General features: G+C 65.2%; 26 protein-coding genes and 1 tRNA gene. 17 read left to right on the forward strand and 10 right to left on the reverse strand.

What is annotated here, in order from left to right; translation table 11 throughout:
• The first annotated feature begins 354 nt into the window (after positions 1–354).
• The 10 genes from E4O92_RS16205 (at position 355) to E4O92_RS16250 (ending at position 11,906) form a co-directional block, all read left to right on the forward strand.
• Entirely contained in the window at positions 355–1,326 is a 972-nt protein-coding gene (locus E4O92_RS16205) for a bifunctional riboflavin kinase/FAD synthetase (protein ID WP_135190779.1), read from the forward strand.
• 72 nt (positions 1,327–1,398) lie between these two features.
• On the forward strand, positions 1,399–4,287 hold the full coding sequence (ileS, locus tag E4O92_RS16210) for an isoleucine--tRNA ligase (RefSeq protein ID WP_135190780.1): 2,889 nt from the start codon (positions 1,399–1,401) through the stop codon (positions 4,285–4,287).
• 70 nt (positions 4,288–4,357) lie between these two features.
• The gene (lspA, locus tag E4O92_RS16215) at positions 4,358–4,876 is read left to right on the forward strand and encodes a signal peptidase II (protein WP_135190781.1); all 519 of its coding nucleotides are present in this window, start codon (positions 4,358–4,360) and stop codon (positions 4,874–4,876) included.
• 18 nt (positions 4,877–4,894) lie between these two features.
• Complete coding sequence (coaBC, locus tag E4O92_RS16220) at positions 4,895–6,115, forward strand: bifunctional phosphopantothenoylcysteine decarboxylase/phosphopantothenate--cysteine ligase CoaBC (protein ID WP_135190782.1); 1,221 nt, start codon at positions 4,895–4,897, stop codon at positions 6,113–6,115.
• A 14-nt stretch (positions 6,116–6,129) separates the two neighbouring features.
• Positions 6,130–6,579 (forward strand): dUTP diphosphatase, encoded by a 450-nt coding sequence (gene dut / locus E4O92_RS16225; protein ID WP_135190783.1) that lies wholly within the window; start codon positions 6,130–6,132, stop codon positions 6,577–6,579.
• A gap of 13 nt (positions 6,580–6,592) precedes the next feature.
• Positions 6,593–7,675, forward strand: a complete 1,083-nt coding sequence (locus E4O92_RS16230; RefSeq protein ID WP_135190784.1) for a M48 family metallopeptidase — start codon at positions 6,593–6,595, stop codon at positions 7,673–7,675.
• A 231-nt stretch (positions 7,676–7,906) separates the two neighbouring features.
• Entirely contained in the window at positions 7,907–8,923 is a 1,017-nt protein-coding gene (locus E4O92_RS16235) for an XdhC family protein (protein ID WP_135190785.1), read from the forward strand.
• 75 nt (positions 8,924–8,998) lie between these two features.
• Positions 8,999–9,892 (forward strand): DMT family transporter, encoded by an 894-nt coding sequence (locus tag E4O92_RS16240; RefSeq protein ID WP_135190786.1) that lies wholly within the window; start codon positions 8,999–9,001, stop codon positions 9,890–9,892.
• Positions 9,889–10,788 carry a DNA-3-methyladenine glycosylase family protein gene (locus tag E4O92_RS16245; protein ID WP_135190787.1) on the forward strand — a complete coding sequence of 300 codons (900 nt, stop codon included), beginning with the start codon at positions 9,889–9,891 and terminating at the stop codon, positions 10,786–10,788. Before E4O92_RS16240 ends, E4O92_RS16245 begins: the two co-directional genes overlap by 4 nt.
• Before the next feature lie 101 nt (positions 10,789–10,889).
• Positions 10,890–11,906 (forward strand): hypothetical protein, encoded by a 1,017-nt coding sequence (locus E4O92_RS16250; RefSeq protein WP_135190788.1) that lies wholly within the window; start codon positions 10,890–10,892, stop codon positions 11,904–11,906.
• Here E4O92_RS16250 and E4O92_RS16255 read toward each other — a convergent pair whose 3' ends face one another.
• On the reverse strand, positions 11,907–12,323 hold the full coding sequence (locus tag E4O92_RS16255; RefSeq protein WP_229483428.1) for a T6SS immunity protein Tdi1 domain-containing protein: 417 nt from the start codon (positions 12,321–12,323) through the stop codon (positions 11,907–11,909). It lies immediately after the preceding gene.
• Between the two features lie 302 nt (positions 12,324–12,625).
• Here E4O92_RS16255 and E4O92_RS16260 point away from each other — a divergent pair, with 302 nt between their 5' ends.
• Entirely contained in the window at positions 12,626–13,372 is a 747-nt protein-coding gene (locus tag E4O92_RS16260; protein ID WP_135190789.1) for a hypothetical protein, read from the forward strand.
• Between the two features lie 150 nt (positions 13,373–13,522).
• Here E4O92_RS16260 and E4O92_RS16265 read toward each other — a convergent pair.
• Positions 13,523–13,599 (reverse strand) — tRNA-Met (locus E4O92_RS16265).
• Positions 13,600–13,795: 196 nt separating this feature from the next.
• Here E4O92_RS16265 and E4O92_RS16270 point away from each other — a divergent pair.
• The 5 genes from E4O92_RS16270 to E4O92_RS16290 all read left to right on the forward strand — a co-directional run bounded on the left by E4O92_RS16270 (position 13,796) and on the right by E4O92_RS16290 (position 18,174).
• On the forward strand, positions 13,796–14,377 hold the full coding sequence (locus E4O92_RS16270) for an NUDIX hydrolase (RefSeq protein WP_135190790.1): 582 nt from the start codon (positions 13,796–13,798) through the stop codon (positions 14,375–14,377).
• A gap of 3 nt (positions 14,378–14,380) precedes the next feature.
• Positions 14,381–15,103 carry a leucyl/phenylalanyl-tRNA--protein transferase gene (gene aat / locus E4O92_RS16275; protein ID WP_135190791.1) on the forward strand — a complete coding sequence of 241 codons (723 nt, stop codon included), beginning with the start codon at positions 14,381–14,383 and terminating at the stop codon, positions 15,101–15,103.
• 59 nt (positions 15,104–15,162) lie between these two features.
• A complete protein-coding gene (locus tag E4O92_RS16280) occupies positions 15,163–15,891 on the forward strand; it encodes an arginyltransferase (RefSeq protein ID WP_135190792.1) in 729 nt (242 codons plus the stop codon).
• Between the two features lie 188 nt (positions 15,892–16,079).
• Entirely contained in the window at positions 16,080–17,114 is a 1,035-nt protein-coding gene (locus tag E4O92_RS16285; RefSeq protein WP_135190793.1) for a quinone-dependent dihydroorotate dehydrogenase, read from the forward strand.
• A 13-nt stretch (positions 17,115–17,127) separates the two neighbouring features.
• Positions 17,128–18,174, forward strand: coding sequence for an aldo/keto reductase (locus E4O92_RS16290; protein ID WP_135190794.1), 1,047 nt, complete (start codon positions 17,128–17,130; stop codon positions 18,172–18,174).
• A 217-nt stretch (positions 18,175–18,391) separates the two neighbouring features.
• Here E4O92_RS16290 and E4O92_RS16295 read toward each other — a convergent pair whose 3' ends face one another.
• The 7 genes from E4O92_RS16295 to E4O92_RS16325 form a co-directional block, all read right to left on the reverse strand.
• A complete protein-coding gene (locus tag E4O92_RS16295; protein WP_135190795.1) occupies positions 18,392–19,318 on the reverse strand; it encodes a CysB family HTH-type transcriptional regulator in 927 nt (308 codons plus the stop codon).
• Positions 19,315–20,388: a sulfate/molybdate ABC transporter ATP-binding protein gene (locus E4O92_RS16300; protein ID WP_135190796.1), complete on the reverse strand. Its 1,074-nt coding sequence runs from the start codon at positions 20,386–20,388 to the stop codon at positions 19,315–19,317. Before E4O92_RS16300 ends, E4O92_RS16295 begins: the two co-directional genes overlap by 4 nt.
• Positions 20,385–21,293, reverse strand: coding sequence for a sulfate ABC transporter permease subunit CysW (gene cysW, locus E4O92_RS16305; RefSeq protein ID WP_135190797.1), 909 nt, complete (start codon positions 21,291–21,293; stop codon positions 20,385–20,387). The genes E4O92_RS16300 and cysW overlap by 4 nt, the downstream gene beginning before the upstream one ends.
• A complete protein-coding gene (gene cysT, locus E4O92_RS16310) occupies positions 21,290–22,138 on the reverse strand; it encodes a sulfate ABC transporter permease subunit CysT (RefSeq protein WP_135190798.1) in 849 nt (282 codons plus the stop codon). Before cysT ends, cysW begins: the two co-directional genes overlap by 4 nt.
• A gap of 112 nt (positions 22,139–22,250) precedes the next feature.
• Positions 22,251–23,024 carry a sulfite exporter TauE/SafE family protein gene (locus E4O92_RS16315; RefSeq protein WP_135190799.1) on the reverse strand — a complete coding sequence of 258 codons (774 nt, stop codon included), beginning with the start codon at positions 23,022–23,024 and terminating at the stop codon, positions 22,251–22,253.
• 253 nt (positions 23,025–23,277) lie between these two features.
• Positions 23,278–23,916: a peroxiredoxin gene (locus E4O92_RS16320; RefSeq protein WP_135190800.1), complete on the reverse strand. Its 639-nt coding sequence runs from the start codon at positions 23,914–23,916 to the stop codon at positions 23,278–23,280.
• 51 nt (positions 23,917–23,967) lie between these two features.
• Positions 23,968–24,354 carry a diacylglycerol kinase gene (locus E4O92_RS16325; RefSeq protein ID WP_135190801.1) on the reverse strand — a complete coding sequence of 129 codons (387 nt, stop codon included), beginning with the start codon at positions 24,352–24,354 and terminating at the stop codon, positions 23,968–23,970.
• A 150-nt stretch (positions 24,355–24,504) separates the two neighbouring features.
• Between E4O92_RS16325 and E4O92_RS16330 the strand changes: the two genes are divergently transcribed.
• On the forward strand, positions 24,505–25,290 hold the full coding sequence (locus tag E4O92_RS16330; protein ID WP_135190802.1) for an IclR family transcriptional regulator: 786 nt from the start codon (positions 24,505–24,507) through the stop codon (positions 25,288–25,290).
• A gap of 4 nt (positions 25,291–25,294) precedes the next feature.
• Here the strand turns inward: E4O92_RS16330 and pbpG are convergent, their stop codons facing one another.
• Positions 25,295–26,467 carry a D-alanyl-D-alanine endopeptidase gene (pbpG, locus tag E4O92_RS16335; protein ID WP_135190803.1) on the reverse strand — a complete coding sequence of 391 codons (1,173 nt, stop codon included), beginning with the start codon at positions 26,465–26,467 and terminating at the stop codon, positions 25,295–25,297.
• Positions 26,468–26,482 lie beyond the last annotated feature (15 nt).

The following is a 26,482-nucleotide window of genomic DNA, read 5'->3' on the forward strand; positions in this document are numbered from 1 at the left end:
GCGCACTGGTGCGCACCCTACGCCTTAGTAAGCACGGTTCCACACTTAATGGGGACATAGCTTTTTTTAGCGCCAACCAATCGGCCCGAGTCGTCGGCTGGGCAGGGTGAGGCTGGCCAGTGGCCGGCCGAACGCCCACGCGTTCAACAAGACCGGTCATATCCGAATCTTTTCCCAGGTCGTTGAACTTGCCAAAGGCGTAGGGGGCGCGGTAAGCCTCGCCACGGTCCCGCCTGCCACGGCCGCGGCCGAGATCGCACCACGCCCCCGAGCCCGTCCTTGGCCCGTCTCCAATGTGCAACACGCCACTTACCGTATAATCTGGTATTTCGCCTCGGACTGACGTTTCACCCAATGAAGGTATTTCGCGGACTTCCCAACGACCGGGCGCGCGCGCCGTGCGCTCTCACGATCGGCAACTTTGACGGTGTCCACCGCGGCCATCAGACGTTGTTGGCCCACGTGCGCGCTGCCGCGTCGAAGCTTGGATTGGAAGCCGCGGTCATGACCTTCGAACCGCATCCGCGCGAATACTTCGCCGAAAAAATGGGCGACCCGTCAAAAGCCCCGGCCCGCATCGCCAACCTGCGCGACAAGCTGGAGGCCCTCGACAAGGCCGGCATCGACCGCGTCATCGTCGAGCACTTCAACGAGCACTTCGCCGCCATGACCCCGGACGAATTCACCGAGCGCGTGCTGGTGAACGGCCTGCACGTCAAATGGCTGATGGTCGGTGACGACTTTTGCTACGGCGCCAAGCGCGCCGGCACCATCGAGACCCTGGCCGCCGCCGGCCGCAAGCATGGCTTCCAGGTCGAGACGCTGCCCGCCGTGACGCACGGCCAGGAGCGCATCTCGTCATCGGCCGTGCGCGCCGCGCTGGGTGCCGGCGACTTCCAGGCCACACACGCCCTGCTCGGCCATCCGTACTCCATCTCCGGCCACGTGATCCACGGCGCCAAGCTCGGACGCACGCTCGGCTTTCCGACCCTGAACCTGCGCGTCGCGCACCGCCCTGCCCTGTCCGGCATCTTCGTGGTGCAGGTGCATGGGCTAGGCCCGCATCCGCTGCCGGCGGTCGCCAGCCTCGGCGTGCGCCCCAGCGTCGAAGACGCCGGCCGCATGCTGCTCGAAGTGCACCTGTTCGACTACAACCAGCACGCCTACGGCAAACTGGTGCGCGTGGAGTTTCTGGCCAAGCTGCGCGACGAGGAAAAATACCAGGACCTGGCCACCCTCACCGCCGCGATCGACCGCGACGCGCAAGGCGCGCGCGCCTTCTTCGCCCACCGCGCCGGCGCCCTGACCGCCACCGACCGAATTTGACGGAGCCAGCCACGCCGCCGCGCCTTGCGCGCGGCCCACTCCGAACCACAGCAGTCCACTTAAGAAAAGCATATGTCCGACAACAGCAAACCCGTCCAGAACAAAAAGGCAGCCGACAAGCCGCAGAGCAAATACCCGGTCAACATGCCCGACACCCCGTTCCCGATGCGAGGCGACCTCGCCAAGCGCGAGCCGGGCTGGGTGAAGCAGTGGCAGGAAAAGAAGATCTACGAACGCATTCGCAAGGCGGCAGCCGGCCGGCCGAAATTCGTGCTGCACGACGGCCCGCCGTACGCCAACGGCGACATCCACCTCGGCCACGCGCTCAACAAGATCCTGAAGGACCTGGTGGTCAAGTCGCGCACCATCGCCGGCTTCGACGCGCCCTACGTGCCGGGCTGGGACTGCCATGGCATGCCGATCGAGATCCAGATCGAAAAACTGTACGGTAAAAACCTGCCGACCGCCGAAGTGCTGGCCAAGGCCCGCGCCTACGCGAGCGAGCAGATCGACCGCCAGCGCGCCGGCTTCATCCGCCTGGGCGTGCTGGGCGAGTGGGACAACCCCTACCTGACCATGGCCCACGGTAACGAGGCCGACGAACTGCGCGCGCTGGGCAAGCTGCTCGACAAGGGCTACGTCTACCGCGGCCTCAAGCCCGTGAACTGGTGCTTCGACTGCGGCTCGGCCCTGGCCGAGGCGGAAGTCGAATACCAGGACAAGCGCGACCCGGCGATCGACGTCGGCTTCCCGTTCGCAGAGCACGACAAACTGGCCGCCGCCTTCAGCCTGCCCAAGCTGCCAAGTGGTGACGGTTTCGTCGTCATCTGGACCACCACGCCGTGGACCATCCCGTCCAACCAGGCGCTGAACGTGCATCCGGAAGTGACCTACGCGCTGGTGCAGGCCGAACGCGACGGCAAGCGGCTGCTGCTGATCCTGGCGAAGAACCTGGTCGAATCCTGCCTGCAGCGCTACAAGCTGGAGGGCAGCATCGTCGCCACCACGACTGGCGAAGCGCTGGCCGGCATCCGCTTCAAGCACCCGCTGCACGCCGCCGACAAGTTCTACGATCGCTACTCGCCGGTCTACCTGGCCGATTACGTCACCACCGACAGCGGCACCGGCGTGGTCCACTCGGCGCCCGCCTACGGCCTGGAAGACTTCCAGTCCTGTAAAGCGCACGGCCTGAAGGACGACGAGATCCTCAAACCCGTAATGGGCGATGGCCGCTTCGCATCCACCCTGCCGCTGTTTGGCGGCATGACGATCTGGGAAGCGTCCAAGCCGATCTGCAACGCGCTGTCGGAAGCGGGCGCGCTGTTCGAACTGAAGATGTTCGACCACAGCTACATGCACTGCTGGCGCCACAAGACCCCGATCGTCTACCGCGCCACCAGCCAGTGGTTCGCGGGCATGGACGTCACGCCCAAGGACGGCGGCCCGACCCTGCGCGAAACCGCGCTGGCCGGCATCGCCGAAACCAAATTCTTCCCAGACTGGGGCCAGGCGCGCCTGCAGGGCATGATCGCCAACCGCCCGGACTGGACCCTGTCGCGCCAGCGCCAGTGGGGCGTGCCGATGGCCTTCTTCGTTCACAAGGAGACCGGCGAGCTGCACCCGCGCACGCCGGAGCTGCTGGAACAGGTGGCCAAACTGATCGAGAAGGACGGCATCGAAGCCTGGCACCAGCTCGACCCGAAGGACCTGCTGGGCGAAGACGCCGCCCACTACGAGAAGAACCGCGACACGCTCGACGTCTGGTTCGACTCCGGCTCCACGCATTACACTGTGCTGCGCGGCTCGCACAAGGAACAGTCGCAGTTCCCGGCCGACCTGTACCTGGAAGGCTCGGACCAGCACCGCGGCTGGTTCCACTCGTCGCTGCTGACCGCCTCGATGCTCGACGGCCGCCCGCCGTACAAGGCGCTGCTCACGCACGGCTTCACCGTCGACGAGCATGGCCGCAAGATGTCCAAGTCGCTGGGCAACGTGCTCTCGCCGCAGAAGATCAGCGACACGCTGGGCGCCGACATCCTGCGCCTGTGGGTCGCCTCGACCGACTACACGAGCGAACTCGCGCTGTCCGAGGAGATCCTCAAGCGCGTGACCGAAGCCTACCGCCGCATCCGCAACACGCTGCGCTTCCTGCTCGCCAACACCGCCGACTTCGACCCGGCCAAGAATGCCGTGCCGGTCGCCGACATGCTCGAGATCGACCGCTACGCGCTGGCCGCGACGCAGGCGCTGCAGAACGACATCGCCGCCCACTTCGAACGCTACGAGTTCCACCCGGTGGTCGCGCGCCTGCAGAACTTCGCCTCCGAAGACCTGGGCGGCTTCTACCTCGACATCCTCAAGGACCGCCTGTACACCACCGGCGTTGACTCCGTCGCGCGCCGCTCGGCGCAGACCGCGCTGTGGCACATCGCGCACGCTTTGCTGCGCGTGATGGCGCCGATCCTGTCGTTCACCGCCGAGGAAGCCTGGGCCGTGTTCGCCGGCGAACAGGCTTATGCCGAGAGCGACGAAACAATTTTCACCCAGACCCTGTGGACCTTCCCGGAGATCGCCGATGGCCCCAAACTGCTGGCCAAGTACGCCGCGCTGCGCGACGTGCGCGCCAGCGTGACCAAGGAGCTCGAGGAAGTGCGTGCATCCGGCGCGATCGGCTCGTCGCTGCAGGCCGAACTGACCATCAAGGCGTCCGGCCCGAAGTACCAGCTGCTCGCAAGCCTGGACGACGACCTCAAGTTCGTGTTCATCACGTCAGAAGCCAAGGTGGAACAGGTGGCCAGCGAAGCCGAGGAAGCTGTGATCGTGACGCCGTCCGAAGCGGCCAAATGCGAGCGCTGCTGGCACTACCGCCGCGACGTCGGCAGCCACCCGGAACACCCCGGCCTGTGCGGCCGCTGCGTGAGCAATCTGTTCGGCAGCGGCGAAGCGCGCCGGTTCGCATAAGACAAGCGGGCGGCGCCTCCCGCCCTGCCGGCCAGGCCGGCAGGGCGTTCACCTGACACATAACGACAATATGGCAACGAAAAAGAAATCGACCATTACGGCCGCGCCGAAAGCGGGCGGCAGCATGATGCCGTGGCTGGGCATCGCCTTCATCGTCGTCCTGCTCGACCAGGTCACCAAGATCACCATCACCAGGCTGTTCCAGCTCGGCGACACCAAACCGCTCACCGGCTTTTTCAACCTCACGCTCGCCTACAACCGCGGCGCCGCATTCAGCTTCCTGTCCAACCAGGGCGGCTGGCAGCGCTACCTGTTCACCGCGATCGCCCTGGCCGCGGTTGCCTTCATCATCTACCTGCTGCGCCGTAACGCCGGCCAGCGCATGTTCTGCTGGGCGCTCGCGCTGATCATGGGCGGCGCCATCGGCAACCTGGTCGACCGCCTGATGCACGGCCACGTGATCGACTTCCTCGACTTTTACTGGCGCGGTCTCGGTCACTTCCCGGCCTTTAACGTGGCCGACAGCGCGATTACCATCGGCGCGATCCTGTTCATCGTCGACGAGCTGCGGCGCGTGAACAAGCACTAGAAGGATGACGACATGAGCATGGACCTGAAAGACAAGAAGATCGTGCTCGGCCTGACCGGCGGGGTGGCCTGCTACAAGGCCGCCGAACTGTGCCGGGCGCTGGTCAAGGAAGGCGCGCGGGTGCAGGTTGTCATGACCGAGGCGGCAAGCCAGTTCATCGGCGCGGCCACCATGCAGGCCCTGTCGGGCAACCCGGTCTATACCAGCCAGTGGGATTCGCGCGTGGCCAACAACATGGCCCACATCGACCTCACCCGCGGCGCCGACGCCGTGCTGGTCGCGCCCTGCTCGGCGGACTTCATCCGCAAGCTGGCCCATGGCGCCTGCGACGACCTGCTCTCGACCCTGTGCCTGGCGCGTCCGTCCCAGGTGCCGCTCTTGGTGGCGCCGGCGATGAACGTGGAAATGTGGCAGAACCCGGCCACGCAGCGCAACGTGGCGCAGCTGCGCGAGGACGGCATCCGCATCTTCGGCCCGGCCGCCGGCGAACAGGCCTGCGGCGAAACGGGCCTTGGCCGCATGCTCGAACCGGAAGACCTGCTCGAGGAGCTGATCGCATCGTTCCAGCCCAAGGTTTTGGCCGGCAAGCGGGTCCTGATCACGGCCGGTCCGACTTTCGAGGCGATCGACCCGGTGCGCGGCCTGACCAACCTCTCGTCCGGCAAGATGGGCTATGCGGTTGCCCGGGCCGCGCGCGAAGCGGGCGCCGACGTGACCCTGGTCTCGGGCCCGACCACGCTCGCCACCCCGCACGGCGTGCGCCGCATCGATGTGCTCTCCGCGCGCCAGATGCACGAGGCCGTCATGGCTGCGGTGCACGGCCAGCACGTGTTCATCGGGGTGGCCGCGGTCGCGGATTGGCGCGTGGTCAACTTCAGCGCCCAGAAAATGAAAAAACAGGATGGCGGCGCCCCGCCCGAGCTCAAGTTCGAACAGAACCCCGACATCCTGGCCAGCGTTGCCTCCACCGTGTCGATCACCGGCTGGCCCTACTGCGTCGGCTTTGCCGCCGAATCGGAAAACCTGGTCGAATACGGCGCGGCCAAGCGCGAAAAAAAAGGCGTACCTCTGTTGGTCGGCAATATCGGCCACCACACTTTCGGGCAGGATGACAATTCCGTCATCCTGTTCGACGAAAGCGGACACACTGTCCTGCCGCCCGCCGACAAGCTGACGCTGGGGCGCCAGCTGGTCTCCGAGATCGCCAAGCGCCTCGAACGGCGTTCCCTGCTCACCTGATTTACGTATCACGCATGAAGAACATTGAAGTCAAGATTCTCGACCCGCGCATGAAAGACCAGCTGCCTGCCTACGGCACGTCCGGCAGCGCTGGCCTGGACCTGCGCGCCTGCATCGACGCGCCGATCACCATCGAACCGGGGCAGACCGTACTGATCCCGACCGGGCTGGCGATCCACTTGGCAGACCCGGGCTATGCCGGCCTGATCCTGCCGCGCAGCGGACTCGGCCATAAGAACGGCATTGTTTTGGGCAATCTGGTAGGCTTGATCGACTCCGATTACCAGGGCGAGCTGAAAGTCTCGACCTGGAACCGCAGCCAGTCGCCATTCACGCTGCAGCCGCTGGATCGGCTCGCGCAGTTGGTCATCGTACCTGTCCTGCAGGTGGGCTTTAACGTTGTGGAGGAGTTCGAATCGAGCGACCGGGGCGCCGGCGGTTTCGGCAGCACCGGCAAACAATAATTTGAGGAGCACCATGACCCACATCCACCGTCTGCGCCCAGCCGCGCTGGGAATCACCATCGCCTTACTGCTATCGGCCTGCGGCACGCAAGCGCCTTTCCAGCAGGGCGCCGCGCCGGCGCCGGTGAAGCCTGCTCCCCAGGCCCCTGCCCTGACCCCGCAGATCGCGGCCGATGCCGAAACGCTGACCAGGATGGCGTCGCTCCAGGAGCGCCTGTACCACGTGGCCGCGCCGCTCCTGATCAACAACGCGGACCTGTGCAAGACCCATGCGCGCAACCTGCTCGGCTTTACCGCCAAGAGCCGCTATTCCTATCCCGGCTCCTACAATGAAGCAGCGCACGTCGCGTTCGGGATGGGCGAACGGCTGCAGGTCACCCAGGTGCTGGCCGGCAGCGGCGCGGCCAAGGCGGGCCTGAAGGTTGGCGACAGGCTGGTGTCCGCCGGCGGCAAACCGCTGCCCAGCGGCCCGCAAGGTCCCGCGCTGGCCGGCTCGGTGTTCGGGCCGCTGGTCGCCGCGCAGGCCACCTTGCCTTTGACCATCGAGCGCGACGGCAAGGAGCGCCAGCTCACGGTCCCGGTCACGCGCGCCTGCGCCTACGGCATCGAACTGGGCAACTCGGACAACATCAACTCCTACGCTGACGGCTCGCGCATCATGGTCACGCGCGGCATGATCGGCTTCACCCGCAACGACGACGAGCTGGCCTACGTGCTGGCCGCGGGCCTCGCCCACAACGTGCTTGGCCACGCGGCGGTGCAGCGCAATTCGGCCACCATCGGCAGCATCATCGACAACCTCACGCGCGTGAAACCGGACGACTCGATGCTGATCGGCAGCGGCGGCATCAAGGCCATGCCGGCCGACCAGGACGTGGCCGCGGACCGATTGGCGATCTACATGCTGGCGCGCGCCGGTTACGACATCGACGGCGTGGACGAATTCTGGAAGCGCCTGGCGCAGGCACATCCGGCCACGGTGCTCAACGGGTACACGGCAAATCACCCGGCGGTCTCGACACGCGTGGCGGCGATCCAGAAAACAGTAGCCGAAGTCAACGCCAAGCGCAGCGCCAAAAAGCCGCTGGTGCCGTAAAGACCTGCGGCTCCGGCACGTCGTAGGGTGCGCACCTGTGCGCACGCGGTACGGTTGATTAGTGTTGGCTCCGGTACGCACACGTAACCGCGTGCGCACAGGTGCGCACCCTACGATCCTGCAACCGCACAGGTCTATCGGCACCCCGCCTGCACCCCCTCCCCGTTTTTTGTATCATTGTCCATCTTCTCGACGCCGGCCGGCACCCGCCGAGCCGGCACAGCAATTCAAATGGACAGCATCGACCTCGACGTACTGAAAACCGCCTCCGCCTGGCTCGCCGCCGGCCGCCGCTGCGAACTGGTCACCGTGATCAAGACCTGGGGCTCGAGCCCGCGTCCGGTCGGCGCCACGCTCGTCGTGCGCGACGACGGCCAGGTTGCCGGCTCAATCTCCGGTGGCTGCATCGAGGACGACCTGATCGCACAGGTGCGCCAGAACGGCATCAGCCAAAGCACGCCGCAGCTCGTCAGCTACGGCGTCAGCGCCGACGAGGCGCACCGCTTCGGCCTGCCCTGCGGCGGCACGATCACGCTGGCGATCGAGCCGCTGTCGCCTGCGAGCGGCATCGACGAACTCCTGGCCCGCCTGGCGAGCGGCGAACTGCTGGAACGCCGCCTCGACATGCGATCCGGCGCGGTCACGCTGGGCCCCGCGGCGCCGGGCGCTGTGCTGCGCGTCGAGGACGACGTGCTCACCACCGTGCACGGCCCGCGCTGGCGCCTGTTCATCATCGGCGCCGGCCCGCTGTCGCGCTTCCTGGCGCAGGTGGCGACCGGCATGGACTACCGCGTAACGGTGTGCGACCCGCGCGAGGAATATCGTGCCGGCTTCGACGTCGCCGGCGTCGAACTGGTGCACACGATGCCGGACGACCTGGTGCTCGAATCCAGGCTGGACGCGAGAAGCGCCGTGGTCGCGCTCACGCACGACCCCAAGCTTGACGACCTGGCCCTGATGGAGGCGCTCAAGTCCGACGCCTTCTACGTCGGCGCGATCGGTTCGCGCCTGAACAACGCAAAGCGGCGCGAACGCCTCAAGCTGTTCGACCTCACCGACGAACAACTGGCGCGCCTGCATGGCCCGATCGGCATTTACATCGGCAGCAAGACCCCGTCCGAGATTGCGATCTCGATCCTGGCCGAGATGACGGCAACGAGGAACGGCGTGCCGGCCGCAATGCTCGTGCCGCATGCCGCCACCCCGCAAGCGGCGAACGGCGAAGCCTGCGGCCTGGCTGCCACATAATTCGAAAGCAAGAAGCGACTGGCGCGAGCGCATCAGCGCAAGCGACAATGCGTCCCGCGCAAACCAATACCAACAATGAATACAACAAACCTCATACGCCTCGTCACACTGGCCGCCATCTGGGGCGGCTCCTTCCTGTTCATGCGCATCAGCGCGCCCGTGCTCGGCCCGGCGCTGCTGATCGAGTACCGCGTCCTGTTCGCGGCCCTGTTCCTTGCGCTGGTCGGCTGGTTCCTGAAAAAGCGGCTCGACCTGGCCACGCACTGGAAGCACTACCTGATCCTCGGCCTGTTCAACTCGGCGCTGCCGTTCCTGCTGTTCGCGTTCGCCGCGCGCACGCTGTCCGCATCGGTGCTGTCGGTGCTGAACGCCACCGCGCCGATGTGGGGCGCGCTGCTGGGCGCAGCCTGGTCGCGCCAGCGTGTCAGCCTGCGCGTCGTATTCGGACTGGTGGCCGGCACCGCGGGTGTGGCCCTGCTGGTGGGCTTTGACTCGGTGGCGGCTCGCCCTGGCGCCGGCGTCGCAATCGCGGCTGCCCTGTGCGCCGCCTTCTGCTACAGCGTCGCCAGCCTGTACGCCAAGTCAGCCAAGGCCGTGGAGCCGTTCGCCAACGCGCACGGGTCGATGTGGGCCTCGGTCCTGCTCGTGCTTCCGGTGCTGCCCTTCGTCCCGGCCCCAAGCCAGCCGACGGCCGGCATCATGGCGGCCGTGCTCGCGCTGGGCGTGCTGTGCAGCGGCATCGCATACCTGCTGTACTTCCGCCTGATCGCGGAAGTCGGCACCACGTCGGCCCTGACCGTCACCTTCCTCAATCCGGTGTTTGGTATCCTGTGGGGCGCGCTGTTCCTGGGCGAAGTGGTCGGCTGGTACACGGTCGCCGGTTCCGCGATCGTCCTGCTCGGCACTGCATTCGTTACCGGCTTTGTGCCGCGCTTGCGAAGCCCGGCCACCACCTTCCAGACCAAATGAGATTGAGCGTACACGAACTGTCCATTGCCCTGCCCGCGGACTACCGCAGCCAGGACGTGCTTGCCTTTCACGGGCGCGACGCACAGCAACTGGCCGAACAGGTCACGCCCGGCCGCGTCCGCAAGGGCGTGCTGCTCCATGGCGTGCCGCTCGTGCTCGACGTGGCGCTCGCGCCAGGCGTGGCCCGCTGCCGCATCGAGGCCGACGAGGCTTTGGACGACATCGCGCTCGCCGCCGCGCGCGAAGCGCTGCTCAACATCCTGGCGCTGCGCATCGACCCGGCGCCCTTTGCGCTGTTCACGCACGGCGACCCGCTGCTCGGCCCCTTTGTTACGCGCCAGCCGAACTTACGCATCGTGCAATCGGCCACCGTGTTCGAGGCGCTGACCTGGGCCATCATCGGCCAGCAGATCAACCTGGCGTTCGCGATCAGCCTGCGCCGCACCTTCATCGAGCAGGCCGGCCGCCGCCATTCCAGCGGCCTGTGGTGCTATCCGGAGGCGGTTGACGCCGCTCGCCTGGACCTGGAAGCGCTCACCACCCGCAAATTCTCGCGCGCCAAGGCCGAAACCGTGCTGCGGCTGGCGCGTCTCGTCGCCGACGGCGAACTGGTGCTCGATCGCAGCCATGGCCCCGATGAGGTGGCTAGTGCGCTGCTTGCCGTGAAAGGCATCGGCCCCTGGACCGTCAATTACACGCTGCTGCGCGGCTATGGCTTTCCCGACTGCTCGTTGCATGGAGACGTGGCGGTGCGTGCTGCCTTCCAGCATCTGCTGGGCGAGGACAGCAAGCCCGACATGGCACGCACGGAAACCCTGCTGGAACGCTACAAGCCACACCGGGCGATGGCGGCGGCCTATCTGTGGGCCAGTCTCAATCAGAACGGGGGGAACTGAGCAGGCTCTCGGCCGTTTTTGGCCTTTCGCATAGCACAAGCGGTTTCGCGTCTTCACACTGGTCGTTAAGCACGCCGCCAGTTCTGCGAGAGACCGTTTCCATGAAGCGAATTTCCTGCCTGCTCACGCTGCTCGCATCGAGCAGCATCGCCTATCCCGCAGCGCCATCCGCGGACGAACACGGCGCCTACCTGTCGGCCGAACTGGGCAACGGCCGCATCGGCGGTCCGGACACCGGGCCCCACAAGCTCATGCGCTGGCGTGCGTTCGAGGCGCGCATCGGACGCGACCTGATTGCCGCGCGAGCCGGGGAGCCATCACTCGCAGGCGCGCGCATCGATGTCGTCTATTACAACGAAGGGCACCCGGACAACAACCACCGGGACGGCTTCGCGCTCCAGCTCGTATACGCCCGCAAGCTCGGTAACGCATTGACGGCCGAGATCGGCGCCGGCCCCTACACGAGCATGAACACGACCACCATAGGCGGCGTGCAATATGACATCGCCCGCCACGGCGTGCTGTACAGCGCCGCCTTGCGTTTTCCACTGGCTGGCCTGGATCCCGGCACCCACCTCCGGCTTGGCCTGAACCACGTGCGGATGCGCGATGCCTTCCATTCCAACGCACTGATGCTGGGCATCGGCCGTCAATTCGCCGACGTGCCGCACTTTCCGAAGGGAGACCTTGCACGCAACCGGCTATGGCTGGGCGCTTCCTTCGGCCGCTCGTTCACGAGCCACAGCGGCACCCGGGATACCAACAGCGCCATCGTCCAGGCGAAGCAGTACGGCGGCACGTGGGCCGTATCGTTCGCGGGAATCTTCGAGGGCGACGACCGGACGCGCGTCGACCGATACGGCGCCGCGGCCCAGCTCTGGTTCGTCCAACCCGTGACGGAACGCTGGATCGCGTCGGCGGGCATCGGCCCATACATCGCCGAAAACCGGCGCGAAGGCAACCGTGGGTTTGTCCATGGCCTGTTCAGCCTGCAATTCGAGCGCGACCTGGGCGCGCAGACCAAGGTCTTCTTCGCCTTCCACCGCGTGAAGACCTACACCCAGATGAACGACCGCGACCTGTTCCACCTGGGACTGCTGCACACCTTCGGCTGGTGATCAGTCCCAGCGCGGCAGTCCGTCGAATTGCTGCGCGCCCTCGCCGGAAAACCGGATCAGCTCCGAAAGCGGCACGGTGGCCAAGTTGTCGCAGCCGTAGTGCCCGCCCAGCGCGCTCGGAATCTTGAGGCAATACTTACGCCCGGCGGAGAGCGGCCCCAGCGTCGATTCCGCCAGGTGCACCACCTCGGGCATGTACCAGTCATTCAGGAAAGCCTGGTTGTACGCCAGCGCATCGTACGCCTCGCGGTCCTGCGCCAGCGGTTCGCAGCACAGGTCCTGCGGGCGCAGGCGCCAGTATCTTCCATCCTCATCGCGGATGATCAGGTTGCCGAAGGCGTTTTCACCCAGCACTTCGACCGCGTTCAGGCCGACCCAACCCCATGCCTCGTTAATCTCGTCCACAGTAATCATCATCCCACTCCGCAATCAATCCGAAGGGCTGTCGGTTGGCAGCCCCAAGCGAGCTGTTGGACCATAGAGGCGCGCCACGGTTGAGCCGCAATGCAGGGAACTTGATGCATATCGAGCGCGCGGACAATTGAATGGAGCCAACAGCCAGCAATACGCCCGCCGGCGCCCTGGAACGCCCAGCGCTTTGATCCCCATCACGCGCGCGATCGCAACTGATGAGCAAGGAATCTCATCAAAGGGAGGACTGGGCGTGGACGGCACCCGCCGCCTGCCCGCATGAGGAGAATTTTGATGAGAGCTGCATCATGAAGCAGGCCCTGCCCCATGCCGCCGCAGGGCTTCTCCTGAGCGCGCTCCTGCTGGCCGCGCCGCTGTGCACCCGCGCCGAGGCGCTCGGCCAGACGTCGCGCTGGCAAGTCGAACTGACGCCGTACTACTTGGGGAATATGAATGTGAGCGGCAGTACGCGCTTCAAGCCGCCGCAAGCCAGCGGCGGCACCACCTATGCCGGACAATCGAACCAGCCCGGCTTTGGCCTGCGCCTGGAGGCGGGGGCCGACAATTCCGGATGGTGGCTCGATGCCCAGCGCACCCGGCTGTCACAGGATTCCGACGCCGGAAGCCTCAAGGGCCGGCAAGACACGGTCCAGCTGGCCGGGGCAGCCCGCGTCGTGGATGGCCCCGATACTTTTGTCGACCTCATTGGTGGAGTCCGTTACGTATCGGTCTCCCTGGAGCAGGGCCTGGCGCAGGATGCCCCGAAGGCGGCAGGCGTTTGGGGCAGCCAGCGTGCGCACTGGGCTGACGCGGTCACGGGCGTGCGCGTGCAGTCCAGGCTGTCCGAACGCGGGTGGCTGACGGCCTACGGGGATATCGGCGGCGGCGGCAGCAAGCGCACATGGCAGGGGCAGGTCGGCATGGATTTCCGCGTGACCCAGGGCGTGACCGTCACGGTCGGCTACCGAGTGCTCGTCCTCGATTACAACAAGCCGGAGCTGGCATACGACCCGCGCATTGCCGGCGGCTACGCCGGGTTGGCGATTCGCTTCTGATCCAGCGGCGTAAAGCAGCTCCCGCATGCCCCCAGGTCCTGACCCCAGATATTGGGCCCAGATATTGGACCCAGATATTGGACCCAGATATTGGACCCAAATACGACAACGCCGCCGCGCTGTTGCCAGCGCCGGCGGCGTGCCTGAATTTGGTTGCGGGGACAGGATTTGAACCTGTGACCTTCGGGTTATGAGCCCGACGAGCTGCCAGACTGCTCCACCCCGCGTCTGATGATGCATATTATACGTCCCTTCGCCGCTTTAGGCAAACTCAATCCTAGTCCGATGTGCGATTGCAGCACCAAACTCAGGTTACGAGCAGTGTGCGATGACCTCCCGCGTACCGGCTGCCCGACAGGCGCATTGCGGCACAGCCAACGCAATCGGTGTAAAGTAAGCGGAATACTATTTCTCCCCTTACCTATGAAATTTTGTTCCGAGTGCGCCCACCCGGTCGCACTGGCGATCCCGGAAGGCGACAATCGCCCGCGCTACGTGTGCTCGCAGTGCGAGGCCATTCATTACCAGAACCCCAAGCTCGTGATCGGCTCGATTCCCATCTGGGAGCAAGACGGCGAGCTCAAGGTGCTGCTGTGCCGGCGCGCCATCGAGCCGCGCTACGGCTACTGGACATTGCCGGCCGGCTTCATGGAAAACGCCGAAACCACGGCCGAGGCAGCAGTGCGCGAAACCGAGGAAGAAGCCGGCGCCCATATCGAGATCGGCAACCTGTTCACCCTGCTCAATGTTGCACATGTGCATCAGGTCCACCTGTTCTACCTGGCCCGCCTGGTTGACCTGCAGTTCGCCCCCGGTTCCGAAAGCCTGGAGGTGGCCCTGTTCGCCGAGCGCGACATCCCGTGGGACGAGCTGGCGTTCCCGACAATTCGCAAGACGCTGGAACTGTTCTTTGCCGACCGCGTCAAAATGCGGGAAGGCGGCAGCTACGGCTTCCACAGTCACGACATCGTGCGTCCCATGCGCACCGAAAGCGTCCCCGGCTGACCCATGATCCCCTGGCTTGAAGCGAACACGCCATTTCCGGACGTCTCCGAGGCGCTGACAATGGACGCGCCCGGACTGCTCGCGGCCGGGGCTGACCTGTCGCCGCAGCGGCTGCTGCAGGCTTACCAGCACGGCATCTTCCCGTGGTTTTCGGAAGGCCAGCCGATCCTGTGGTGGAGTACCGATCCGCGCATGGTGCTGTACACCGAACACTTCAAGGTCAGCGAAAGCCTGCGCAAGACCCTGCGCAAGGTCGAGCACAGCAGGCTGACGGGCGGTCGCTGGGACGTAAAATTCGACAGCAGCTTCGAAGCGGTCATGCGCGCCTGCGCCGCCCCGCGCAAGGATGGCCCGGGCACCTGGATTTCGGAGGAAATTATCAGTGGTTACACGGGCCTGTTCGCGCTGGGCTACGCGCATTCGTCGGAGTTATGGCTCGACGGCAATCTGGTCGGCGGCGCCTACGGCGTCTGCATCGGCCGCATGTTCTACGGCGAGTCGATGTTCGCGCGGGTGTCGGACGCGTCCAAGGTCGCGCTCGCCTACCTGGTCGCCTTCCTGCGCCGGCATGGCGTGCGCATGATCGACTGCCAGCAGGAGACCGCGCACCTGGCCTCGCTCGGCGCGGCGCCGATATCACGCGCGCGCTTCCTCCAGCATTTGCGCCACGCAATCGGCGAACCGCCGATCGGCCGCTGGGAAGTGGCGCCACCATTGCCTGACTAACGCCGCCGCCGGCCGTCTTTGTCTACAATACATACAACACGTCGTCTCGAGAGCATTGCATGACGCACCTAAATGACCTGCCATTTTCTACGTTGCAGTTCTACACGACAGCACCGTATCCGTGCAGCTATCTCGATGCGCGCCAGGCCCGTTCGCAGGTGGCGACGCCCTCGCACCTGATCAACGCCGACGTGTATTCCGAGCTGGTCAAAAGCGGCTTTCGCCGCAGCGGCATTTTTACCTACCGTCCCTATTGCGACGGCTGCAACGCGTGCATTCCGGTGCGCGTGGTGTGTGGCCAATTCACCCCCAACCGCGCCCAGCGCCGCGCATGGAAACGCCATGCCGACCTGGTGGCGATGGTGGCCAACCTGTCGTTCTCGGACGAACATTACGCGCTCTACCTGCGCTACCAGACCACCCGCCACGTCGGCGGCGGCATGGACCAGGACAGCCGCGACCAATACGCCCAGTTCTTGCTGCAAAGCAGGGTCAACACGCGGCTGGTCGAATTCCGCGAACCGGACGGCGTGCTGCGCATGGTGTCGATCATCGACGTGCTCTCGGACGGCCTGTCGTCGGTCTACACCTTTTTCGACCCGGACGTGGAAGGCGCCTCGTTCGGCACCTACAACATCATGTGGCAGGTCGAGCAGGCGCGCGAACTGGAGCTGCCCTACGTCTACCTCGGCTACTGGATCGAACAGAGCCCCAAGATGGCCTACAAGATCAACTTCCGGCCGCTGGAAGCGCGCATCGACGGCGTATGGGGCGTGCTGGAACGGTGATTGTAGGGTGGGCGGCTTGACCGCCCACGCGTTCAAACCGTGCGTGCAAAGAGGCTCATCCAAGTAGCAGCGTTCAGTTGAACGCTTTACCCCGCCCACCCTGCGGGAAACACTTCGCCGCGGCCCGTGCCGGCGCACCCCGTCATCTCCTCACGGTACAATGTCGGTATATCATCACCGAGCATTCCATGTCCCACAAACTTCTGTACGCACTAGCCCGTCCTCTGCTGTTTGCGCTCGACCCGGAAACAGCCCACAACGTTACCCTGCACAACCTGCGCCGCCTCAAGGCGCTCGGCCTGCTGCATGTCAGAAAGCCTGCTGCCGACCCACGCACCGTCATGGGCATCAAGTTCCCCAACCCGGTCGGCCTGGCCGCCGGCCTGGACAAGGATGGCTCCTGCATCGACGGCCTGGCCGCGCTCGGTTTCGGCTTCATCGAAATCGGCACCGTGACCCCGCGCGCCCAGCCCGGCAACCCGAAGCCGCGCATGTTCCGCCTGCCAGCGAGGCGCGCGATCATCAACCGGATGGGATTTAACAACGGCGGGGTCGACGCGTTCATCGCCAACGTGCAAGCGTCGAAGTTCTATCAGGAAAAGCAAGGTGTACTCGGCCTGAACATCGGCAAGAACGCCGACACCCCGATCGAGCGCGCGGCCGACGACTACCTGCACTGCCTGCGCAAGGTCTACCCGTACGCCAGCTACGTGACGGTCAACATCTCATCGCCCAACACCAAGAACCTGCGCCAGCTGCAAGGCGCATCCGAACTGGACGCCCTGCTGTCGCAGCTCAAGGGCGAACAGGCGCGCCTGGCGGACAAGCACGGCCACTACGTGCCGATCACGCTCAAGATCGCGCCGGACATCGACGCCGACCAGATCCTGGACATCGCCGGTGCCCTGCTGCGGCACAAGATCGACGGCGTCATCGCCACCAACACCACGCTCAACCGGCGCGACGTGGAAGGCCTGCGCTACGCCAACGAGCCCGGCGGCCTGTCGGGCGAGCCGGTGTTCGACCTGTCGAACATCGTGATCCGCGCGCTGAAAAAGGAACTGGGCGACGCGGTCCCGATCATCGGGGTCGGCGGCATCATGCAGGGCGCCGACGCCAAGGCCAAGATCGACGCCGGTGCCCAGCTAGTCCAGCTGTACAGCGGCTTGATCTACGCCGGCCCCGCCCTCGTGCGCGAATGCGCCGACGCCCTCAAGTCTTAAACCGAAAACGAATATGAAAAAAAACCAGCTTGGAACCACCGAGCTGCGCGTGTCACGCGTGTGCCTGGGCACCATGACCTTTGGCGAGCAGAATACCGAAAGCGACGCGCACAGCCAGCTCGACTACGCGCTTGAGCGCGGCATCAACTTCATCGACACCGCCGAGCTGTACCCGGTGCCGCCATGCGGCGCAACCCAAGGCTTGACCGAACGCTTCATCGGCAGCTGGCTCAAGAAGACCGGCAAGCGCGACCAGATCGTCCTCGCCACCAAGATCGCCGGCCCCAACTCGAACCAGACCTGGATCCGAGGTCCTCAGCACAACCTCGATGCGGCCAACGTACGCACGGCGGTCGAGGACAGCCTGCGCCGCCTGCAGACCGACTACATCGACCTGTACCAGCTACACTGGCCGAGCCGCAACCTGCCGATCTTCGGCGCCAACAGCTTCAACCCCGAGGCCGAACGGGCGCACGTGGCGATCGAAGAGACTTTGGCCGCGCTGGGCGACATGGTCAAGGAAGGCAAGATCCGCCACATCGGCGTTTCGAACGAAAGCGCGTGGGGCGTGTGCGAATTCATCAAGCAGTCCGAGATGAAGGGCCTGCCGCGCATCGCGACCGTCCAGAACCTGTACAACCTGACCGCGCGCGCCTTCGAGACCAGTCTGATGGACGAAGCATGCATGCGCACCAACGTCAGCCTGCTGGCCTACAGCCCGCTCGCGTTCGGCCAGCTGTCCGCAAAGTACATCGACAACCCGAAGGCGCACGGCCGCCTGACGATCTACCCGCCGACCTGGAGCCCGCGCTACCTGCGCCCGGCAGTGCTGGAAGCGACCCGCGAGTATGCCGCACTGGCGCGCGATAACGGCATGAGCCCGGCGCAGATGGCGCTGGCGTGGTGCTATTCGCGCTGGTTCGTCGCCTCGACCATCATCGGCGCGACCAACCTGGATCAGCTGAAGGAAAACATCGACGCCGAGGCGATCACGTTATCTAGCGAGGTAGTGGCCGCGATCGATGCGATCCACGCGCGCATCACCAACCCCGGCCAGTGACCGTAGGGTGGGCGGCTCGTTCGTCGGGCATTTAGCCCGACTCACCCCACGCGTTCAAACCCTACGATCTGCCCCCGGGACAGTGACGAAGGCGTAGGGGGCGCGCGGCCGGCGAGGACCAGTGCGCACGCGGTCACCGCACGCTGACTTGCGGCCGCCGCTTCTCTACGCTGCTTTCGCGAACCGCGTGCGCACAGGTGCGCACCCTACGATGTGCTCACGCCGCGGAATACAGCTCGCTCTCGATCTGCTCCCGGGTTATCCCCGGAACCAGGCGCTCGATGAAATGGTACGCATACGCGCGCAAAAACGCCCCGCGCCTTACCGCCAGCCGCGTCACGTTCTGCGCAAACAGGTGCGACGCCTCGATCGCGCGCAGCCCCTTGTCGCGGCCATGGTCGAACGCCATCGCCGCCACGATCCCCACTCCCATCCCGAGCGAGACGTACTGCTTGATCACGTCCGAATCCATCGCGGTCAGCACGATATCCGGCGCCAGCCCAGCCTTGGCGAACGCCGCGTCGATATGCCCGCGCCCGGTAAACCCGACGTCATAGGTAATCAACGGATAATTCGCCAGATCCCTCAGGCCTAGCGGCGTCTTGCCCAGCAGCGGATGCCCATCCGGCGCCACCACCAGGTGGCTCCAGCGGTAGCACGGGAACGACACCAGGTCGGGAAACGCGGACAAGCCCTCGGTGGCGATGCCGATATCGGCCCGCCCCGACAGCACCCACTGCGCGATATGCTCCGGCGCGCTCTGCTGCAGCGCGATGCGCACGTTGGGAAAAGCGGCGCGAAACGCCTGCACCACCTGCGGCAGCGCGTAGCGCGCCTGCGTGTGCGTGACGGCTACCGTCAGCGTGCCATTGTCCTGGTCCGCGTACTCACGCCCCGCGTGCTGCAGGTTTTCCGCCTCCACCAGCAGCCGCTCGATGATCGTCAGGATGCCCTTGCCGGGCTTGGTGAGTCCCGTCAGCCGCTTGCCGTTGCGCTCGAAGATCACGACTCCGAGCTCTTCCTCCAGCTCGCGGATCTGGCGCGACACGCCAGGCTGCGAGGTGAACAGGGCGTTGGCGACGTCGGTCAGGTTGTAACCGCGACGCGCCGCCTCGCGCACCGAACGCAGCTGCTGGAAGTTCATATGTTGGCGCCTTCGTCGACGAACACGTGCATGCGCCGCGGCCGCACCACCAGGGTCTCGCCCTCTTTCAGGCCCAGCCGCCCGTAGCGCTCGCTGGACATCGCCGCCTCGATCAGTTCTCCGTTGTCGGCGCGCTCCAGCTCGAGCTGGGCCAGCGGGCCGATCGCGTGCGCGCGCCGCAGCGTCGCCACGATGCCCGCTAACCCCGGCGCGTAGCGTTCCACGTCCAGGTCGTGCGGGCGCACATAGCCGATCGCCTCGGTATCGCGCACGTCCGCGTGCTGCGGCGCCTGCAGCTGTACGTCGCCGCTGGCCAGTACGCCTTCGTGCACCCGGCCGTGGAACAGGTTGACGTTACCCAGGAACCCGTACACGAACGGCGAGGCCGGATGGTTGTAGACCTGGTCCGGCGTGCCGATCTGCTCGATGTGCCCCTTGTTCATCAGGACCACCTGGTCGGCCACCTCGAGCGCCTCTTCCTGGTCGTGGGTGACGAAGATCGAGGTCACGTGCAGCTCGTCGTGCAGGCGGCGCAGCCAGCGCCGCAATTCCTTGCGCACCTTGGCGTCCAGCGCGCCGAACGGTTCGTCCAGCAGCAGCACGCGCGGTTCGACCGCCAGCGCGCGCGCCAGCGCAATGCGCTGCCGCTGGCCGCCGGAAAGCTGCGGCGGGTAGCGGTCGGCAATCCAGTCCAGCTGCACCAGCTCCAGCAGTTGGCGCACCTTGTCGCGGATCTGCTGTTCCGAAGGCCGCTCGCGGCGCGGCTTGACGCGCAGGCCGAAGGCCACGTTCTCGAACACCGTCATGTGCTTGAACAGCGCGTAGTGCTGGAACACGAAGCCGACCTGGCGCTCACGCACGTGGGTGCCGGAGGCGTCCTCGCCATCGAGCAGGACCCGGCCCTGGTCCGGCGTCTCCAGACCCGCGATGATGCGCAGCAGCGTGGTCTTGCCGCAGCCGGAGGGGCCGAGCAGCGCGGTGAGCTGCCCGTCCGGGAACTTGAGCGAAACATCGTCCAGCGCCGTGAACTGGCCAAACTCTTTGCGGATATGTTGGACTTCGATGGTCATGCTGCGCGCTCCGTATTGCCGGCGTCTGCTTTACGACCTTGGTGCAAACGCCATTCGATAAAGGTCTTCACGGCCAGGGTCACCAGCGCCAGCAGCGCCAGCAGCGACGCGATCGCGAACGCGGCGGTGAAGTTGTATTCGTTGTAAAGGATCTCGACCTGCAGCGGCATCGTGTTGGTCTCGCCGCGGATGTGGCCCGAGACCACCGACACCGCGCCGAACTCGCCCATCGCCCGCGCATTGCACAGGATGACGCCATACAGCAGACCCCACTTGATGTTCGGGAGCGTGACCTTGAAAAAGGTCTTCCAGCCGGATGCGCCCAGCACCAGCGCCGCTTCCTCTTCCTCGCTGCCCTGCTGCTGCATCAGCGGAATCAGCTCGCGCGCCACGAACGGAAAGGTGATGAACACGGTAGCCAGCACGATGCCCGGCACCGCGAACAGGATCTTGATGTCATGTTCAAGGAGCCACGGCCCGAACCAGCCCTGCGCGCCGAACATCAGCACGTAGATCAGGCCAGCGATCACCGGCGACACCGAGAACGGCAGGTCGATCAGCGTGAGCAGCAGGCTCTTGCCGCGGAACTCGAATTTGGTGATCGCCCACGCTGCCGCCACGCCGAACACGAGGTTCAGCGGCACCGAGATCGCCGCCGCGATCAGGGTCAGCTTGATTGCGGCCAGCGCGTCCGGCTCGATGATCGACTGGACGTAGGTATCCCAGCCGTCCTTGAGCGCTTCGGTGAACACCGCGACCAGCGGCACGAACAGGAACAGGGTCAGGAACGCCAGCGCGATCGTGGTCAACACATAACGCACCCAGTTCGGTTCCAGCCGGTTGGTGGCGCGCGGGGCGGCACCGCGCTTTGCTTCCGCCACCGGTTTTTCGAGGACTGCGCTCATTTCGCACCTGCCTTCCTGCGCGCCCACGCTTGCAGCAGATTGATCGCCAGGAGCAGGATGAACGACGCCACCAGCATCACGACCGCAATCGCGGTGGCGCCAGTGTAGTCATACTGTTCCAGCTTGGTGACGATGAACAGCGGCGTGATCTCGGACACCAGCGGGATATTCCCGGCGATGAAGATCACCGAGCCGTATTCGCCGGTGGCGCGCGCGAACGCCAGCGCAAAGCCGGTCAACAGCGACGGCACCAGCGACGGCAGGATCACACGGACAAACGTCTGCAGCGGCTTTGCTCCCAGGCTGGCCGCCGCTTCCTCCAGTTCGCGCTCAGATTCCTCCAGCACCGGCTGCACGGTGCGCACCACGAACGGCAGTCCGATGAAGGTGAGCGCCACCACCACGCCGAGCGGAGTGAAGGCGACCTTCAGGCCGAGCTTGGCGAGGTACTGGCCGATCCAGCCGTTGGCCGAATAGAGAGCGGTGAGCGTGATGCCCGCGACCGCCGTCGGCAGCGCGAACGGCAGGTCGACCAGCGCGTCGACAAAGCGCTTGCCGAGGAAGCGGTAGCGCACCAGCACCCAGGCGACGATGCCGCCGAAGATCACATTGATGAACGCCGCCAGCGCCGCCGCGCCAAAGCTCAGGCGATAGGACGCGACGACGCGCTCGGAGGTGACGGCGTTCCAGAACGCGTCCCAGCTCATCGTGAAGGTCTTCAGGAAGACCGCCGACAGCGGGATCAGGACGATCAGCGCCAGATAGAACAGGGTGAACCCGAGCGACAGGCCGAATCCGGGAAGCACCCGGCCCGACTTGCCGCGGGCTGAGGAAAACAGGGTCATGCGCAGCCTTATTACAATTCCTTCTAAGAAGGCCGCATCATCTCACGCATGAGTCATAACACAAACGAAGCATTCCTTATTTGCAAAGATGATTCCGGCATTAGCAAAGGACTCAGTAGATGAGCTTGACCGCGATGCCGGTCAGCGCAGTGGCCAGCAGGCCGCGCAGGAAGCGCTCGGGCACGGCGCGCGCGGCCCACGCACCGAGGGTAATCCCGGGCACGGAACCGACCAGCAGGGTCAGCAGCAGCGCCCAATCGATCGAACCCAGCCACCAGTGCGCGACCGCCGCGATCGCCGTCAGCGGCACGGCATAGGCGATGTCGGTGCCCGCCACCTGCGCCGGGGTCAGGCGCGGATAGAGCAGCACCAGCAGCGTGGCCCCGATCGCCCCGGCGCCGATCGACGACACCGTGACCAGCGTGCCCAGCACGGCGCCGGCCACGATGGTCGCCAGCGCGAGCGTCGTGCCTTCGAGCTGGCGGCGGGGACTGGCCTGGATCCACGCGATCATCCGGCGGCGGAACATCAGAGCGAACACCGTGAGCAGCACCGACACCGCGATCGAATAACGGATCACCTGCCCGATACGGTCATCGAGCGCGCCAAAGTGGCGCAGCGCCAGCGCCGCGATGATGGCGGCGGGCAGCGCGCCCAGGCACAAGCGGCGCACGATCTGCCACTGGACGGTGCCGTTGACCCGGTGCGTGATCGTGCCGGCCGCCTTGGTCAGCGAAGCAAAGGCCAGGTCGGTGCCCACGGCGACGGACGGCGAGACGCCGAACAGCAAGGTGAGAAGCGGCGTCATCAGCGAGCCGCCACCCACGCCCGTCATGCCGACCAAGAGACCCACCGCGAAACCCGAGATGATGTACGTAACAGACATGCTTTACCCCTATGTTGAACGCAAGGGTAAAGCGCGCGGCTTGGCGCGCAAACGACAGCTTCCTTATTTGCTTATGCCGAGGCTGTTTTTGAATCGCGTAGGGTGCGCACCTGTGCGCACGCTGTACGGTTGAATGCCGTTGGCAACGGTTTGCACACGTACCGCGTGCGCACAGGTGCGCACCCTACGACACTACGACACCTCGATAGAAAAAACGCGCCTGCCGGCGCGTTTTCTGTTCAAGCCATCCGGCTCACTTATTCGGCTGCGGCGTCAGTCGCAGGTACGGGCGCGGCGCGCTGTAGCCTTTCGGGTACTTTTGCTTGAGCACGTCCGGATCCTGCACCGTCAGCGGGATGATCACGTCGTCGCCATCCTTCCAGTTGCCCGGCGTGGCCACGGTGTAGCCGTCGGTCAACTGCAGCGCGTCGATCACGCGCAACACTTCGTCGAAGTTGCGCCCGGTGCTCATCGGATAGGTGATCGTCAGGCGCACCTTCCTGGCGGGGTCGATCACAAACAGCGAGCGCACCGTGGCGGTGGCCGACTGGTTCGGGTGGATCATGTCGTACAGTTCCGACACGGTCTTGTCCGCGTCGGCGATGATCGGAAAGCCGACCACGGTCGCCTGGGTTTCCTCGATGTCCTTGATCCAGCTTTTGTGCGCGTCGACCGGGTCGACCGACAGCGCGATCGCCTTGACGTTGCGCTTGTCGAATTCCGGCTTGAGCTTGGCGGTCAGGCCCAGTTCCGTGGTGCATACCGGCGTAAAGTCGGCCGGGTGCGAGAACAGCACGACCCACGAGTCCCCTGCCCAATCGTGGAACTTGATCCTGCCGATCGTCGAATCCTGTTCGAAGTCGGGAGCGGTATCGCCCAGACGTAATGTCATCGTCATCTCCAGAAAGTTAGAACATCAAAGGGCCCGGCCGCGGCCGGGGCATCACAAAAACCTGTTGTACAGCACGACCACCCAGGCGGCGGTGGCCAGGCCAATGGCGAGCGCCACCGCCGCGCTGCCAAAGTCCTTCGCGTTCTTCGACAGGGGGTGGCGCTCGAGCGAGATGCGGTCGACCACCGCCTCCAGCGCGGAATTGATCAGTTCGACAATCAGCACCAGCACCAGCACCCCGATCAGGACGAACCGCTCAAAGGCGGATATCTTGAGAAGGAAGGCGACGACGCTGCCAACCAGCAGCGCCACAGTTTCCTGGCGAAATGCCGACTCGTTGCGCCATGCCGAAACCAGACCGTCCGTCGTGTTTGCCGTTGCGGTCACGATGCGCCGCCAGCCGCGCTTGCCTTTGAATTCGCTTGTCATGGGTTCCATCTGCGTTTCCCTGTGTGCTTGCAGAACTGACATTATGCCCTCCCGCCTCAACAGCCAGAAACGCTATTTGCGCCTATCTCTATGCGTTTGCCATTTTTTTTCACCATGTGATATAAAGATGCTGTTTTACCGCACTGCACCAACCACATCATGAAAATCGAAAACGCCGAGCCAGCAAAAACATCGATTCAGGTGATTGAGCGGATGGTCGCCCTGCTCGATGCGCTGGCAACTTATCCCGATCCGGTAACCCTGAAGGAACTGTCGAAGGTGTCCGGATTGCACCCCTCCACCGCACACAGGATTCTCAACGACATGGTCGTGACCCGCTTCGTCGACCGGGTCGAACCAGGCACCTACCGGCTGGGCATGCGCCTGCTCGAACTGGGCAACGTGGTCAAGAGCCGGTTGTCGGTGCGCGAAGCGGCGCTGGGCTTCATGCGCGCCCTGCACAAGAAGACGCAGCAGACGGTCAACCTGTCGGTACGGCAAGGCGATGAGATCGTCTACATCGACCGCGCATTTTCCGAGCGCTCCGGCATGCAGGTGGTGCGCGCGATCGGCGGGCGCGGTCCGCTGCACCTGACTTCGACCGGCAAGCTGTTCCTGTCGGTGGACGAACCAAAGGCGATCCGCGCGTACGCCACGCGTACTGGACTTGCGGGACACAACCGCAATTCGATCACCGACCTGGCGCGCCTGGAGCGCGAGCTGTCGCTGGTGCGCGCACGCGGCTATGCGCGCGACAACGAGGAACTGGAACTGGGCGTGCGCTGCATGGCGGCGGGCATCCATGACGACACGGGCAAGCTGGTGGCCGGCCTGTCGATCTCGGCCCCGGCCGACCGGCTGCAGGAGGATTGGCTGGAAGACCTGGTGACGACAGCGGCGCAGATTTCCGCGACGCTGGGGTTCAGCCCGGCTTCCGCTGCCTGAAGAATCAATGCGCGGCGGGGGCCTCGGTTGCCACCGCCGGCACCGGCTCGGCCGCATGTGCCGCCGAGGAACCGGTCACCGCCGACACTGCCGCGGTGGCGGCATCGGCCGCCGGCTCCACCAGGTTGGCCGGATTGAGCGCCTCCAGCCAGCGCCGCATGCGCCCGGCATCAGCGGTACGCGACATCTTTCCCTTGGAATCGAGGAACACCATGATCACGTTGCGCCCGTGGATCATGGCCTGCATCACCAGGCAGCGCCCGGCTTCATTGATAAAACCGGTTTTCTGCAACCCGATGTTCCAGTCCGGCTGGGCGACCAGGTAGTTCGTGTTATTAAAACGCATCGGCTTGCCGCTGGCCGCGACCACGGAGTTCGGATCGGTCGTGAACTCGCGCAACAGCGCTTCCTGGTGCGCGACCGCCACCAGCTTGGCCAGGTCGCGCGCGCTGGAGACGTTTTCGCTCGACAGCCCGCTCGAATCGACGTAGCGCGTGTCATCCATGCCCAGTTCGCGCGCCTTGTCGTTCATCGCCTGGACAAACGCCGTAATGCCGCCCGGATAGTTGCGGCCGAGCGCGGCAGCGGCCCGGTTTTCCGAGCTCATCAACGCAATGTGCAGCAGGTCGCGCCGCGTCATGCGCGCGCCCACGCGCAGGCGTGAACCGGTGAACTTGAGCCGGTCGACGTCGGCATCGGTAATGGTCAGCACCTCGTCCATGTCCTGGTTGGCCTGCACCACCACCAGCCCGGTCATCAGCTTGGTGATCGAGGCGATCGGCAGCGCGACATTCGCGTTCTTTTCGAACAGCACCTCCGAGCTGCCCTGGTCGAGCACGAAGGCGACGTTCGATTTGAGCGCGAGCGGATCCTGCGTCAGGCCCAGGCCGGCCAGGTCGCCGGCGCTGCGCGAAAACACCTCAGGCGCGGCGCGGCGGACGCGATGGTAGACCACCTTGCGCTTGCCGTGCACCATCTCAATGCGGCGCACCATGCGTTCGCGGTTCTCGTCGGCAATGGCCTGAGCCAGATCCTTGCGCTTGACTCGCGCCTTCTTGACCGTGTGCCGTGCCGGCCGCCCCGCGCCCGCGCTTTCCCCGGTCGACGCACCGGTGGCGAAGGCAGGCTCGTAGACAAACAACAAGGTGAAAATGGCGGCCACCGCAAGCTTATACATCTGGAAAACCCTTTG

It is taken from the genome of Massilia horti (assembly GCF_004614195.1).
Lineage (GTDB): Bacteria > Pseudomonadota > Gammaproteobacteria > Burkholderiales > Burkholderiaceae_D > Telluria > Telluria horti.

Excerpts from the sequence above, each read along its gene's own strand:
- E4O92_RS16260 (WP_135190789.1), top strand. The coding sequence starts at position 12,626 with ATGAAGCAGGCCCTGCCCCATGCCGCCGCAGGGCTTCTCCTGAGCGCG.
- E4O92_RS16285 (WP_135190793.1), top strand. The coding sequence starts at position 16,080 with ATGTCCCACAAACTTCTGTACGCACTAGCCCGTCCTCTGCTGTTTGCG.
- cysT (WP_135190798.1), bottom strand. The coding sequence starts at position 22,138 with ATGACCCTGTTTTCCTCAGCCCGCGGCAAGTCGGGCCGGGTGCTTCCC.
- E4O92_RS16255 (WP_229483428.1), bottom strand. The coding sequence starts at position 12,323 with ATGATGATTACTGTGGACGAGATTAACGAGGCATGGGGTTGGGTCGGC.
- lspA (WP_135190781.1), top strand. The coding sequence starts at position 4,358 with ATGGCAACGAAAAAGAAATCGACCATTACGGCCGCGCCGAAAGCGGGC.
- E4O92_RS16300 (WP_135190796.1), bottom strand. The coding sequence starts at position 20,388 with ATGACCATCGAAGTCCAACATATCCGCAAAGAGTTTGGCCAGTTCACG.
- E4O92_RS16325 (WP_135190801.1), bottom strand. The coding sequence starts at position 24,354 with ATGGAACCCATGACAAGCGAATTCAAAGGCAAGCGCGGCTGGCGGCGC.
- aat (WP_135190791.1), top strand. The coding sequence starts at position 14,381 with ATGATCCCCTGGCTTGAAGCGAACACGCCATTTCCGGACGTCTCCGAG.
- E4O92_RS16320 (WP_135190800.1), bottom strand. The coding sequence starts at position 23,916 with ATGACATTACGTCTGGGCGATACCGCTCCCGACTTCGAACAGGATTCG.
- dut (WP_135190783.1), top strand. The coding sequence starts at position 6,130 with ATGAAGAACATTGAAGTCAAGATTCTCGACCCGCGCATGAAAGACCAG.
- E4O92_RS16245 (WP_135190787.1), top strand. The coding sequence starts at position 9,889 with ATGAGATTGAGCGTACACGAACTGTCCATTGCCCTGCCCGCGGACTAC.
- E4O92_RS16250 (WP_135190788.1), top strand. The coding sequence starts at position 10,890 with ATGAAGCGAATTTCCTGCCTGCTCACGCTGCTCGCATCGAGCAGCATC.
- E4O92_RS16235 (WP_135190785.1), top strand. The coding sequence starts at position 7,907 with ATGGACAGCATCGACCTCGACGTACTGAAAACCGCCTCCGCCTGGCTC.
- E4O92_RS16270 (WP_135190790.1), top strand. The coding sequence starts at position 13,796 with ATGAAATTTTGTTCCGAGTGCGCCCACCCGGTCGCACTGGCGATCCCG.
- ileS (WP_135190780.1), top strand. The coding sequence starts at position 1,399 with ATGTCCGACAACAGCAAACCCGTCCAGAACAAAAAGGCAGCCGACAAG.
- E4O92_RS16295 (WP_135190795.1), bottom strand. The coding sequence starts at position 19,318 with ATGAACTTCCAGCAGCTGCGTTCGGTGCGCGAGGCGGCGCGTCGCGGT.
- E4O92_RS16230 (WP_135190784.1), top strand. The coding sequence starts at position 6,593 with ATGACCCACATCCACCGTCTGCGCCCAGCCGCGCTGGGAATCACCATC.
- E4O92_RS16280 (WP_135190792.1), top strand. The coding sequence starts at position 15,163 with ATGACGCACCTAAATGACCTGCCATTTTCTACGTTGCAGTTCTACACG.
- E4O92_RS16205 (WP_135190779.1), top strand. The coding sequence starts at position 355 with ATGAAGGTATTTCGCGGACTTCCCAACGACCGGGCGCGCGCGCCGTGC.
- E4O92_RS16315 (WP_135190799.1), bottom strand. The coding sequence starts at position 23,024 with ATGTCTGTTACGTACATCATCTCGGGTTTCGCGGTGGGTCTCTTGGTC.
- E4O92_RS16240 (WP_135190786.1), top strand. The coding sequence starts at position 8,999 with ATGAATACAACAAACCTCATACGCCTCGTCACACTGGCCGCCATCTGG.
- pbpG (WP_135190803.1), bottom strand. The coding sequence starts at position 26,467 with ATGTATAAGCTTGCGGTGGCCGCCATTTTCACCTTGTTGTTTGTCTAC.
- cysW (WP_135190797.1), bottom strand. The coding sequence starts at position 21,293 with ATGAGCGCAGTCCTCGAAAAACCGGTGGCGGAAGCAAAGCGCGGTGCC.
- coaBC (WP_135190782.1), top strand. The coding sequence starts at position 4,895 with ATGGACCTGAAAGACAAGAAGATCGTGCTCGGCCTGACCGGCGGGGTG.
- E4O92_RS16290 (WP_135190794.1), top strand. The coding sequence starts at position 17,128 with ATGAAAAAAAACCAGCTTGGAACCACCGAGCTGCGCGTGTCACGCGTG.
- E4O92_RS16330 (WP_135190802.1), top strand. The coding sequence starts at position 24,505 with ATGAAAATCGAAAACGCCGAGCCAGCAAAAACATCGATTCAGGTGATT.